At 66.0% G+C, this 13,937-nt stretch carries 1 protein-coding gene; it reads left to right on the forward strand.

The annotated features are described in order from the left end of the window. Positions 1-205 precede the first annotated feature (205 nt). Positions 206-13,852 (forward strand): amino acid adenylation domain-containing protein, encoded by a 13,647-nt coding sequence (locus tag AB0L63_RS06155; protein ID WP_364495304.1) that lies wholly within the window; start codon positions 206-208, stop codon positions 13,850-13,852. Positions 13,853-13,937: the final 85 nt, after the last annotated feature.

Here is a 13,937-nt window from a genome sequence, read left to right on the forward strand (position 1 = left end):
ACTGTAAAGTTTGCAGAAAGATAGCTTGCGAAAGTGCCTTGCTGTCAACGTCGTTCGAAGTGAAACAAATCCGCAACGCTGGCCATCCGCTGCATTCGATGCTCCGAATCTATGGGCGTGGATCACGTCCTACGGCTGGCGCGTGCGCGCCCGCGGTGACGGTGCTCGGGGAGTTGTGCATCAACAGCGGCAGAAGGAGTGATTGATGAAGTCATTGGCCACGGATCGCGTCGACCAATGCTCTTCCGGTGAATTCCCGGCACAACCGTTCGCACTGTCGCCTGCGCAAACAGCCCTCTGGTACGCCCAACGGATCCGCCCGGATGTTCCGCTGACTATCGCGCAGTATGTCGAGATCCACGGAGACTTGGACGTCGGCCGCCTGCTGTACGCGATCGAACGGTTCGGTGTCGAAACGCAGGTCGGACATGTGCGGCTGGTCGAGATCGACGGTGTCCCGCATCAGGTGATCGACCATGCGCGCCGCCCGGGCTGGGCCCGTATCGATCTGCGCGACGAGTTCGATCCGCACGCTGCCGCACTGCGCTGGATGAATGAGCACGCCAGCTCACCGATCGATTTCGAGCACGATCCGCTGACCACGAACATAGTGCTGCGGACCGGCGAATCCGACTACATATGGTATGCGCGCGGCCACCACATCGTGATCGACGGCTACGGCGCGATGAACGCACTCACCCGCACCGCGGAGATCTATACGGCGGTGGAGAACCGTACCGAACCCGCGGTATCCCGAGCTGCACCGCTGGCCACCATCTATGCGGACGAATCCACTTACCGCGACTCCAGCCGGTTCCGCAACGACCGCGACTACTGGCTCGAGCAATTGGTGGGCGCGGGGGGACCGATGACGCTGTCCAGCGTGAACGGCCTCACCGCCGCACCCGACGCAGGGCGGCGGCGTGCTTGCGCAGTCCTCGACGAACGCGCCGAGGCCGCCATGACCGCGGCCACCGCCGAACTCGATACCCAGAGCTCGACCATGTTCGTCGCCGCACTGGCCGCCTATGTGCGGTCGGTCACCGGCAATCCCGACGTGGTCCTGAGCCTGCCGGTGTCGGCGCGGACCACGGTCGCGCTGCGTCGCTCCGCCGGTGTGGTCTCGAATGTGGTGCCGATCCGGGTGCGCTTCGATGCCGATACCACTGTGCGCGATGTGGTGCGCGCCGCCGAATTGCAGATCACCGGCGCGCTGCGCCACCAGCGCTACCGGCACGACGACATCCGCCGCGATTGCGGCTACTCCCGCGATGCGCGCGGGTTCTTCGGCCCGATGGTCAACATCATGCTCTTCCACGACGAGCTGAAGTTCGGCAGTCTGCTCGGCTCGCTGCATGTGCTGGCCACCGGTCCGGTCGAGGACCTGTCCATCAATCTGTACAACGGCGAGGGTGGTCGCATCCATATCGACTTCGAGGCCAATCCGCAGCTCTACGCGGAGTCCGAGGTCACCGCGCATCACAGTCGGTTCCTGGACTTCCTGACCCGATTCCTCGCCGCCGAACCCGATGCGCGCGCCGAGAGCCTCATCGCTATCACCGATGACGAGCACCAGCGCGTGGTGCGCACCTGGAACGCCACCGAGACCGCGCCACAGCAGGGGACCCTGCCCAGCCTGTTCGCCGATCGCGCGATGATCTGCCCGGATGCGGTCGCACTCGAATTCGGTGATGAGACACTGACTTACCGCGAACTCGATGAGCGTGCCAATCGGTTGGCCCGACTGCTCATCGCGCGCGGCGCGGGCCCGGAGACGGTGGTCGGCCTGTACCTGCGGCGCAGCCTCGAACTGGTCGTCGGCATGTATGCGATCGTCAAGGCGGGCGCGGCGTATCTGCCACTGGATTCAGACCACCCGGTCGAGCGGATCGAACAGATCCTCGAACAAGCAGATCCAGTCTGCGTATTGACCACGACCCGAGATGAACTCGCGCTCCCCGCGGGCGCGGAGTCGGTGGCGATCGATACCGTCGACCTCGCGGATTTCACCGCCCATCTGATCACCGACACCGACCGTCTCGCCCCGCTGCGGGCCGATCATCTCGCGTACGTGATCTTCACCTCAGGCTCGACCGGAAAGCCCAAGGGCGTTGGCGTAACCCACGCCGCGATCGTCAACCGGCTGCGCTGGATGCAGCACGAATATCCGCTCGACGACGCCGACGCCGTGCTGCAGAAGACCCCGGCCACCTTCGATGTCTCGGTCTGGGAATTCTTCTGGCCCTTGCAGATCGGCGCGCGACTCGTCGTCGCGATGCCCGACGGCCATCGCGATCCCGGCTACCTGGCCCGGACAGTCGCCGAAAAGTCCATTACCGTAGCCCATTTCGTGCCGTCCATGCTTTCGGTGTTCGTCACCGATACCGACGTGCGCGGCTGCACCACGTTGCGCCAGGTGTTCTGCAGCGGTGAAGCATTGCCCGCGGCCACCGTTCGCGATTTCCACAAGGCTCTGCACGGGCCGCAGCTGCATAATCTATACGGGCCGACCGAGGCCACCGTAGATGTCACCTCCTGGTCGTGCCCGGCCGATCCGGATACCGTGCCGATCGGGTCGCCGGTGTGGAACACCCAGACCTACGTCCTGGACACACGCTTACGACCGGTACCGCCGGGGGTCGCCGGCGAGCTGTACCTCGCGGGTGTGCAACTGGCGCGCGGTTACCTCGGCCAATCCCGCTTGACCGCAGACCGTTTCGTGGCCAATCCGTTCACCCCGGGCGCCCGGATGTACCGCACCGGCGATCTGGCGCGTTGGCAGGGCGATCCGGATCTCGATAGTCACCAAGGGGGTTCGGGGCGGGGTGTCCTCGAATACCTGGGCCGTAGCGACTTCCAGGTCAAGATCCGCGGTCTGCGCATCGAACTCGGCGAGATCGAGGCGGCACTGCTGGCCGACGAACGGGTCGCTCGTGCGGTCTGCGTCGCCCACCGTGGCCGTACCGGCGACGAACTCGTCGCCTATGTCGTTGCCGCCCCGGACTTTTCGGACAATCTGGACAGGATTGCGCTGCTGAACGCATTGCGTCGCACGCTGCCCGGCTACCTGGTGCCCTCGGTGCTGATGGTGCTCGCCGAACTACCGTTGAGCCCGAACGGCAAGATCGACCGCAATGCGCTGCCCGAACCCGTCGCCGACCGCCCGTTTGGCCAGCTCACCGTCGAACCTCGCACCGAGGTGGAGCGGGTGCTCGCCGGTGTCTTCGCCGAAGTTCTCGGCATCGACGGAATCGGTGTCGAGGACGGCTTTTTCGATCTCGGCGGCAATTCGCTGATCGCCGCCCGCGCGGTGGCGCGGATCAATGCCGCCCTCGGCACCGGATTGACTATCCGCGACCTGTTCGAGGCGTCGACCATCGCCACGTTGATAGAACGCTTCGCCACCGACAACCCGGATGCGTCCTCCCCGAAGCTGGTACCGGTCGAACGGCCGCAAAGGATTCCGCTGTCGCTGGCCCAGCAACGGCTGTGGATCCTCAACCGTTTCGCCGAACACACCACCGCCTACAACATGCCGCTGGCAGTCGAATTCGACGGACCCATCGATCTCGCCGCGCTGCGCGCCGGACTCGTCGATGTGATCGAACGGCACGAATCCTTGCGTACCACCTTCCCGGATGCGCCCGAAGGTCCGTACCAGCTCATACATCCGGCCACCGATATCCCGCTCACCCTGGACCCGATCGATGCGACCGGCGCCGATGTGCGCGCACTCGCCGAGGAGTTCGCCGGATACGGCTTTGATCTGCGCAGCCAGGCCCCGATCCGGGTGGCCCTGTGGTCCACCGGACCGGATCGGCACGTATTCCTCATCGTGCTGCACCACATCTGCGGTGACGGCTGGTCGATCGCACCGATGGCCAGGGATTTGATGTCCGCGGCAGCCGCACGGGCGAAGGGCATTGCACCACAGTGGAACCCGCTGCCCGTGCAGTACGCCGATTTCGCACTGTGGCAGCGCGAACTGCTCGGCGAGGAAGCCGATCCGGCTAGTGCGCTGAGCCGCCAGCTCGCGTACTGGCGCTCGGCCCTCGCCGGGCTGCCGGACCAGCTCGACCTGCCGCTGGATCGTCCGCGCCCGCTGCGCCGCTCGACCGACGGCGGCCGGGTCGAGTTCACCATCGCACCCGAGATCCGCGGCGCCGCAGGCGAACTCGCGGCCAGCCGGGGTGTCAGCATGTTCATGGTGCTGCATGCCGCGCTGGCCATCCTGCTCGCGCGGCTGTGCACGAGCACCGATATCGCCATCGGCACCCCGATCGCGGGCCGCTCGGATCCGGCACTCGACGATCTCGTCGGCATGTTCGTCAACACACTCGTATTGCGGACCGAGGTCGACCCGGCCGCCGGATTCGACGAGATGCTCGATGTGGTCCGCGAAACCGATCTCAATGCCTTCGCCAATGCGGATGTGCCGTTCGAGCGACTGGTCGAACTCGTCAACCCGGCGCGCTCCGCCGCCAGGCACCCGCTGTTCCAGGTGATGCTGTCCTATGACCGCGCACCGGATTTGAGCATCGACCTGCCCGGTGTGCAGGCGCAGGTGCTGCCGATCGCCGCGGATATCGCGAAGTTCGATCTGCAACTCGAGCTACACGACGGCATCGCCGAGGGACCGCTGCACGCCGAATTCGGCTATGCCACCGATATTTTCGACAAGCGCACGATCGAATCGTTCGCCCGGCGCTTCATCGCCATGCTCAGTGCTGTCGTCGCCGAGCCGAATCGGCCGGTCGGCGATCTGCACATCCTGGACACCCGCGAGACCGCGAAGCTGGTACCGATTGCCGGTGCCCCCGGCGAGCCCTCGATCACCTTGGCGCAGTTGTTCACCGATATCGCGGAGCGGCTGCCGGATGCGACGGCCGTGCGCTACAAGGGCGTCGACACCAGTTACCGCCAACTCGACGAGATGTCGAACCGCCTGGCACGCACGCTGATCGAGCATGGTGCTGGTCCCGAGGTCGTGGTGGCGATCGCGTTGCCGCGCAGCCTCGATTCCATCGCGGCCATCTGGGCTGTGGCGAAAACCGGTGCGGCGTATGTGCCGATCGATCCGAGCTATCCGGGCGAGCGGATCGGGCATATGATCGCCGATTCCGGCGCCATGCTCGGGTTGACCATTGCGGAATCCCTGGCCACCATGCCTGCCTGGCCTGCTGCGCGTGGCAGGCACCGCAAGCATGATGTCGATTGGCTGGTGCTGGGTTCGGATGAACTGATCGCCGAATCCGCCCGCCACTCAACCGATCCCGTCACCGATGCCGACCGCAACTACCCGCTGCGCACCGGACATCCGGCCTACCTGATCTACACCTCGGGTTCCACCGGAATGCCCAAGGCCGTGATCATCACCCATACCGGTATCGCCTCGCTCGCACAAGAGCAGATGCATCTGTTCGGTGTCACGGATTCGGCGCGCACGTTGCACTTCTCCTCGCCCAGCTTCGACGCATCGGTGCTGGAGATGCTGCTCGGGTTCGCGGCCGGCGCCACCATCGTTGTCGCACCCGCGGGTATCTACGGCGGCATGGAACTCGCCGATCTGCTGCGCACGGAGCGGATCACCCATGCGTTCATCACGCCGGCCGCGCTGGCCACCGTGCCGGAGGAGGGGCTCGACGAGCTCGAGGCAGTCATCGTCGGCGGTGATGCGTGCTCGGAGGAGCTGGTGGAACGGTGGTCGGCCGGGCACCGCATCCACAATATGTACGGACCTTCCGAGGCGACCGTCGCCGCTACCGCCAGCGGCCCGATGCGGCCGGGGCGCCCGGTGCCGCTCGGGATGCCGGTGCGCGGTATGCGGCTGTTCGTGCTGGACGGTCGACTGCATCCGGTGCCACCGGGCACCCCGGGCGAGCTGTACCTGTCCGGTCCGGGCCTCTCCCGCGGCTACCTGGGCCGATACAGCCTTACCGCACAGCGCTTCCCGGCCAACCCACACGGTCGGCGCGGTGAAAGAATGTACCGCACCGGCGATCTCGTGGTCTCGGATCCGGCCGGACAGCTGCGCTTCCTCGGCCGCGCCGACGACCAGATCAAGATCCGCGGTTTTCGCATCGAATTGCGCGAAATCGACCATGTCCTGCGCTCCCATCCGGGCGTGACCGCCGCGCTCACCATTGTGCACACCGACGAACACGGCCAGCCCCGCCTGGTCGCGTACGTGACCGCGGACGAACCGATCGATGCCGCCGATATCACCGAGACCGCGCGTCAGCGGCTGCCCGGCTACATGGTGCCCGCTTCGATTGCGGTACTCGCCGAGATGCCCGTCACCCAGGCCGGCAAGCTGGACCGAAAGGCGCTGCCCGCACCGATTTTCGCGGCGGTAGGTACCTCACGTCCGCCGAGTACGGAGCTGGAGCGGCGCGTCGCCGCCGCATTCGGCGAAATCCTCGGTCGTCCGGTGACCGGTGCCGAGGACAGCTTCTTCGACATCGGTGGCAACTCGCTGCTGGCCACCCGTCTCACCGCCGCGGTGCACGCGGAATTCGGCGTCGACCTGCCGGTGCGGCTGATCTTCGAGGCGCCGACGGTGGCCGGTATCGCGGAACGGATAACGGAAGCGCCTCGGACGCAACGGTTGGCGCTGGCTGTGCACACCCCACGTCCGGGACGCATTCCATTGTCGCTGCCGCAGCAGCGACTGTGGTTCCTCAATCGATTCTCACCCGAATCCAGTGCTTACAACATCGCATTCGTCATTCGGATCGATGGCGATCTGGATGCGGCGGCACTGCGCGCGGCGCTGACCGATCTGGTCGAGCGGCATGAGGTGCTGCGCACCGTGTTCCCGGAGGACGATCTCGGCGCCCAACAGTCGGTGCTTCCGACCGCCAAGGCCATGCCGGTGGTCGAGCCGGTCGCGACCGACGAAGGCGCCGCCGAACAGGCACTGCGAGCTCTTGCCCGCACCGGATTCGATCTCACCAAGGACATTCCGCTGCGGATCACCTTGCTGCGCACAGACTCTCGGCGGCATCTGCTCGGCATCGTGGTACATCACATCGCCGCCGACGGCTGGTCGCTCGGCCCGCTGACCCGGGATCTGGCCACCGCGTATCTGGCACGGCGTGCGGGTGCCGCGCCCAGTTGGGCGCCACTTCCGGTGCAGTACACCGATTTCGGGCTGTGGCAGCGCGCCTACCTCGGTGACGAGGCCGATCCGGACAGCCTCGCGGGCGAGCAACTCGCATACTGGCGTACCGCACTCGCGGATCTGCCCGACGAACTGCCGCTGCCCTACGATCGGCTCCGGCCGGCCGAGCCGACGCAGGAGGCAGGTTCGGTGCGCTTCACCATGCCCGAGCCGATGCAGCGGGCACTGGCCGAACTCGCGCACGGACAGGGTGTCAGCATGTTCATGGTGCTGCGCTCGGCCCTCGCGGTCGTGCTGCGGTTCATTACCGGCGGTCGGGATATCGTCATCGGTACGCCGATTGCGGGGCGCGCCGATACGAAGCTCGACGAGCTGGTCGGCATGTTCGTCAATACGCTGGTGCTGCGCTCGGACGTCGATCCGGATATCTCGTTCGCCGTGCTGCTGCGCGCGGATCGGGATAACGAGCTGGCCGCCATGGCACACGCGGATATTCCGTTCGAGCGCGTCGTCAACGAGTTGGGGCGCGATGCGCGCGGAAGTGGCCGCCAGCCGTTGTTCCAGGTGGCGCTGACGGTGCAGGACGGGCCGGTGCCGTCGCTCGAACTACCTGATCTCGCGCTGCGTGCCGAGGAATTGGATATCGCGCTGGCCAAATTCGATCTGGAGCTGCGGGTCGCGGCCGGCGCCCACGACGCCGGAACGGACACGGGGGCGCATGCATTCGAATTCGTATACGCCGCAGAGCTTTTCGATGCCGAGACGGTCAGAACGCTGGCTGATCGCTTCCTTGCGGTGCTGGCGGCCATTACCACAACGCCGCAGGTGCTGGTCCGCGATATCGATGTGCGCACCGAATTCGAGCGCCGCCGGCTCACCCCGGCCACCGGCGGTGCGACCACGCCGCAGTGCACGCTGGCCGCGTACTTCACCGCCACCGCGCATATGCATCCGCAGCGCACGGCAATTCGCGCGAGCGGCAACTCGCTGACCTACGCGGAGGTCGACGCGCGCTCGAATCGGTTGGCACGGGCGCTGATCGAGCGCGGGCTCGGTTCGGGGGACCGGGTGGCCCTTGGCCTGACCCGCTCGGTCGACTCGGTCGTCACGATGCTCGCGGTCGCCAAGTCGGGTGCCGCATTCGTGCCGATGGATCCGAACTATCCGGCCGACCGGGTGCGGCATATGCTGATCGATTCCGGGTGCCGGGTGGGTGTCACGCTGGTCGAGCACGCCGATCTGCTGCCCGCGACCGCGGGCACCGACTGGCTGCTGCTGGATGCGCCCGAATTCGTCGAGGAACTCGATGAATTCGAGGATTGCATGATCGACGACTACGAACGCCTGCGCCCTGTCGAGATCGCCGATCTGGCATATGTGATCTACACATCGGGCTCGACCGGTAAACCCAAGGGTGTCGCGGTCACGCACAGCGGCCTGTCGAACTTCGGCGACGAGCTCCGCGATCGGATGCGGATCGACAAGGATTCGCGCACGCTGCATTTCTCCTCCCCGAGCTTCGACGCGGCCATTCTCGATCTGCTGCTCGCGATCGGATCCGGTGCGACCATGGTGATCGTCCCGACCGATGTCTACGGCGGCGACGAACTGGCCGACCTGATGGAGCGTGAGCGTGTCACGCACATGTTCATCACCCCGGCCGCGCTGGCCACCATTGATCGGGAACGGTGGTCATTGCCGCACCTGCGTGCGCTGATGGTGGGCGGCGAGGCCTTCGGTCCCGAGTTGGTGGCCCGCTGGGCGCCGGGACGGCAGATGCACAACGGATACGGGCCGACCGAAACCACCATCGTCATCACGATCTCCGAGCCGATGGCGATCGGCGAACCAATCACCATTGGCACCCCGGTGCGCGGTGCGCGGGCACTGGTGCTCGACGAGCGGCTGCGCCCGGTGCCGATCGGTGTGCCCGGCGATCTGTATCTCGGTGGATTCGGTGTCACGCGTGGATATCTCGATCGGTTCGAGCTCACCGCGACGCGATTCGTCGCCGACCCCTTCGGACCACCTGGATCGCGGATGTACCGCAGCGGTGACGTGGTGCGCTGGAATGCCGCGGGCGAGATCGTCTATCTCGGACGCAGCGACCATCAGGTCAAGGTGCGCGGCTTCCGCATCGAACTCGGCGAGATCACCAGTGCGCTCGTCACACATGAGCAGGTGCGGTTCGCGCACACCGAGGTGCGCCATATCGCGGGCGCGGATCGGATCGTCTCCTTCATTCAGCCCGCCGACGCGACCGTACCGGATATCGATGCGGTGCGCGCCCATGTCGACGAACAGCTTCCCGCGCATATGGTTCCGGCGAGTATTACGGTGCTGGACGAGATTCCGCTGACCCCGACCGGCAAGTTGGACGTCGCCGCACTGCCGGAACCGCAGCTGATGGTGCGCACGGCGCAGCGCGCCCCTGCGACCGACTCCGAGCGGCTGGTCGCCGCGGTGATGGGCGAGTTGGTCGGTGCCGAGGTCGTGAACGCCGATGACAGCTTCTTCGAGATCGGCGGAAATTCGCTGCTGGCAACCCAACTCGTGGCTCGGCTGGCCGTAGCGACCAATACTCGGCTGGAGGTGCGCACCGTCTTCAGCGCGCCGACGGTGGCCGAACTCGCGACGCAGCTCGATTCCGGATCCCGCGTCGACATCCGGTCGGAGTTGGTGCGCCGTGCGCGGCCGGAGCGGATTCCGTTGTCGGCGGCACAATATCGACTGTGGTTCCTGAACCGGTTCAACCGGATCGGGGACGGCGCTGATCATGTCGACGGGGCCTACAACATCCCATTGGTGCTGCGGTTGCGCGGTGAGCTGGATGTCGATGCGCTGGCGCGGGCATTGCGTGCGGTGCAGCAGCGGCACGAGACACTGCGGACGGTGTTCCCGGAGGTCGATGGGGTACCCACGCAGCGGATTCTCGACCCGGCCGATGCCGCCATCACGCCGTTCGTCGTGTCGATGTCATCGTCGGAAATACCAGGCGCGGTACAGAGTTTTGCGGCTCCGGGATTCGATCTCGCCTCGACCATGCCGATGCGTGCCGCGCTCATCAAGGTCGAGCCGGACGAATCCAGCGCCCCGCAACTGGGAGAGTCGACCGAGAACGTGCTGGTGCTCGTCGTGCACCACATCGCGATGGATGGCTGGTCGCTGGCACCTCTGGCCGCGGATGTGGCCGCCGCCTATGCGGCCGCACGCGGCGACCGGGCGCCGGACTGGCCGGAATCGGAGATCCAGTACGCGGATTACACGCTCTGGCAACAGGACATGCTCGGCACCGAGGACGACCCAGATTCGGTGGTACACCGCCAGCTCGACTACTGGCGCGGCACCCTGGACGGGATTCCGGAGCTGCTGAACCTGCCAGCGGACCGGTCGCGCCCGGCCGTGCCGACCTATCGCGGCGGCAACGTCGAGTGCGTGATCGACGCATTGACCCACCGGGAACTGCGAACGATTGCCGCCAGCAATAACGTCAGCATGTTCATGGTGCTGCACGCCGCGCTCGCGGTACTGCTGCACCGGATGACCGCGACCGACGACATCACCGTCGGTACGCCGATCGCCGGCCGCGGCGGCCACCCCGAGCTGGATCGGATGGTCGGCATGTTCGTCAACACGTTGGTGCTGCGCACCCGGATCGATCCGGACGCCAGGTTCACCGACCTGCTGCACGCCGTGCGCGATACCGATCTGGACGCGTTCGCGCATGCGGATCTGCCGTTCGAGCGGCTCGTCGAGGTGCTGAATCCGGTCCGCTCGCAGGCCCATCATCCGATGTTCCAGGTGATGCTCTCGGTGCAGAACCAGCCGGTGCGGGTGCTCGAGCTGCCCGGGCTGCGCATCGAGGCAGAGGATGTCGACACCGGTATCGCAAAGTTCGATCTGCAGTTCACGCTGACCGAATCCCACACCAGCACAAGGGAACCCGACGGCATAAAGCTGTCGGTCAATTACGCGAGCGATCTGTTCGACGAGGAGACCGCGCAACGGCTCGGCCGGAGACTGGTTCGGCTGCTCGCGGGCGTCGCCGCGAACCCGATCAGCGCCGTGGGGGATCTCGAGCTGCTCGATCCCGCCGAATGGTCCGGGCTGGCCCCGGTGCGCGGCACTGAGGCGGACCGGCCGGTCACCTTCCCCGAGGTGTTCGAGGCCGCGGTGAATGTCGACCGCAATGCCATCGCGCTGCGCTCGGGCGATACCCAGGTAAGCTACGACGCGCTCGACCGGTGGACCAACCGGCTGGCACGGGTGCTCATCGAATCCGGGGTCGGACCGGAAACGCTAGTGGTACTGGGGATTCCCCGCTCGGTCGAATCGATTGCGACGATGCTGGCGGTGGCCAAGGCGGGTGCGGCATTCGTGCCGGTTGATCCGCTGTATCCGGCGCAGCGGATCTCCTATATGCTCACCGATTCCGGTGCGGCACTGGGGATCACGCTCGCCGCGTACCGCGATCAGATGCCCGGCGATGCCGAGTGGATCGTGCTCGACGATGCCGAATTCCGTGGGCGAGTGCGGGATACATCCGATGTGCCGATCCGGACGGCCGAGCGGACCAGTGTGCTGCGGGTGGACAATCCGGCCTACGTCATCTACACCTCCGGCTCGACCGGCACACCCAAGGGCGTCGTGGTCACCCACGGTGGTCTGTCGAACTTCGCCGCGGAGACCGCGGAGCGCTTCGAGGTGCGCCCCGGTTGCCGAGTCCTGCATTTCGCGACGCCTAGCTTCGACGCCGCGATGCTCGACCTGCTGTTTGCGCTGGGTGGTGCGGCGACGCTGGTGATCACACCACCGGGTGTGGTCGGCGGAGCCGAACTCGGCCAGGTGTTCATCGACGAGGGAATTACACACGCGTTCATCACCACCTTGGCACTTGCCACGGTCGATCCGACCGGCGTCACCGAATTGGCGCATGTGCTGGTGGGCGGCGAGGCGCTGCCGCCGGAACTGGTGACGCGTTGGGCACCTGGACGCAATCTGTACAACGTGTACGGGCCGACGGAGACCACGATTGTCACGGTGATCTCCCAGCCCATGACGCCGGGCGGGCCGATCACGATCGGCGGGCCGATTCGCGGCGTCAACGCGACCATCCTCGATGGGCGGCTGCACCCCGCGCCGGTCGGGGTGGCCGGTGAACTGCATCTGGCGGGTAGTGCGTTGGCACGGGGCTATCTGAATCGTCCTGGGCTGACCGCGCAGCGGTTCATCGCGAATCCCTATGGGAAGCCGGGTGAAAGGATGTATCGCACCGGCGATCTCGTGCGCTGGTTCGGACAGTGCTCCGACTCGGCTCGCGAAATCGAATACCTCGGCCGCAGCGATCATCAGGTGAAGATTCGTGGCTTCCGCATCGAACTCGGCGAGATCGACGCCGCGCTCGCGCGGCACGAGGCGGTCGAGTTCTCGACGACGATCGGTCATCGGACCCCCGCCGGTGCGATGGCATTGGTGTCGTATGTGAAGCCGTGCAATGGAATAACGCTGAGCGCGGCCGAGCTCACCGAACATCTCGCCGAGCGGGTGCCGAATTACATGATGCCGCAATCGATCATGCTGATCGATGAGATTCCGCTCAGCCCGGTCGGGAAGCTCGACCGAAAGGCGTTGCCCGAACCGGTCTTCAGTGCGAGCGAGGGCTATCGGGCGCCGATCACCCCGACCGAGGTGGAGTTGTGCGCCGCCTTCGCGACGGTGCTCGGCGTTGAAACGGTGGGTGTCGACGACGGATTCTTCGAACTCGGCGGTAACTCACTGCTGGCCACCAAGGTCGTAGCACAGCTGCGCGCCAACGGGATCGATCTCCCGGTGCAGTTGATGTTCGGCGATTCCACCCCGGCCGCCATCGCTGCACGGCTGGACGGAGCCGGTAACGCCGGCGCGGCCATCGCCGCAGCACTGGATCCGGTACTGCCGATCCGCGCCCGCACCGACGCGAGCCGGGCCCCGCTGTTCTGTATCCACCCCGCGATCGGACTGGCCTGGTGCTACTCGGGCCTGCTCGCGCATCTGGCTGCCGACCGTCCGGTGTACGGATTGCAGGCACCGCATGTCGCGGGGGAGGACGGGTTCGATTCGATCAGCGAGGCCGCGGAAAGTTATGTGGCACATATCAAGTCGGTCCAGCCTGCGGGACCCTACCACCTGCTCGGCTGGTCGCTGGGCGGTCTGATCGCACACGAGGTGGCGGTCCAATTGCAGGATGCGGGCGAAGAGGTCGCACTGCTGTCTATGATGGATAGCTACCAGCTCACCGACCAATGGCTCGAGCATGCGATCCCCACCGTGGCCGAGATCATCGGCGAATTCGGCAGTGACGCCGATGTCGCCGAACTCGACCCGCGCTTGACCCTGCGTGACGCCGCCGAACTGCTGCGCTCGCGTCCCGGACCGTTCGCCGCCTTGACCGTCGAACACCTGGAGCGCCTCTACGCGGGCTACACCAATGGCACCGTCCTGGCCCACGGCTTCCGCCCGCGGACCTTCGACGGTGACCTGCTCTTCTTCACCGCGGCCGAAGACGAGATCAACCACACCGACCCGACCCGCTGCGCCGCGGCGTGGGCACCCTTTGTCACCGGCACCATCCACAACCACGACCTGCCTTGCAAACATTCGGCCATGACGACACCGGAGTCACTCGCCGTCATCGGTCCGGTACTCAACGAGCAGCTGGAAGGCGCACCGGGGCCGGAGCCACGGTCGTGAGAGAGCGTTACGCACAATCCACAAAAACAGCACCCGTACGCATCGGCGAAACCTGGTGTTACCAGGCGGATTCGCGCGAGATACC

Source organism: Nocardia sp. NPDC051990 (genome assembly GCF_040680755.1).
Lineage (GTDB): Bacteria > Actinomycetota > Actinomycetes > Mycobacteriales > Mycobacteriaceae > Nocardia.